Genomic DNA, 468 nt, shown 5'->3' with positions numbered 1-468 from the left:
GATTTTAAGTCCTGTGCGTCTGCCAGTTCCGCCACCCCGGCAATTCAATGGAGCGGAAGACGGGATTCGAACCCGCGACCCCAACCTTGGCAAGGTTGTATTCTACCACTGAACTACTTCCGCATATTGATAATACTCTTCTAATTGAAGTAAATATAGAAAAATATTTTTACTATCGTGATTTAAAGGATGATTATTTTCGCTATCGTGAAAAAATCATGGTGCGGGTGAAGGGAGTCGAACCCCCACGCCTTGCGGCGCTAGATCCTAAGTCTAGTGCGTCTGCCAATTCCGCCACACCCGCATAATATTGAAAGTTATTTTCGCTATCGCGATTTAACGGTTGATTATTTTCACTTACGTGAAAAAATCATGGTGAGCCATGAAGGACTCGAACCTTCGACCCTCTGATTAAAAGTCAGATGCTCTACCAACTGAGCTAATGGCTCGTACAAAATGGTGCCGGCC

General features: G+C 44.9%; 3 tRNA genes. All 3 read right to left on the bottom strand.

Features of this window, described 5'->3' with window-relative positions:
• Positions 1 to 48 precede the first annotated feature (48 nt).
• Positions 49 to 123: transfer RNA gene (locus M3182_RS25645), tRNA-Gly, on the bottom strand.
• A gap of 96 nt (positions 124 to 219) precedes the next feature.
• Positions 220 to 304: transfer RNA gene (locus M3182_RS25640), tRNA-Leu, on the bottom strand.
• A 69-nt stretch (positions 305 to 373) separates the two neighbouring features.
• A tRNA-Lys gene (locus M3182_RS25635) sits at positions 374 to 449 on the bottom strand.
• Between the last annotated feature and the right edge of the window lie 19 nt (positions 450 to 468).

It is taken from the genome of Mesobacillus maritimus, from assembly GCF_023715205.1.
Lineage (GTDB): Bacteria > Bacillota > Bacilli > Bacillales > Cytobacillaceae > Mesobacillus_B > Mesobacillus_B maritimus_C.
The sequence above is the reverse complement of the archived record's forward strand: the minus strand, read 5'-3'. Positions and strand labels throughout refer to the sequence as shown.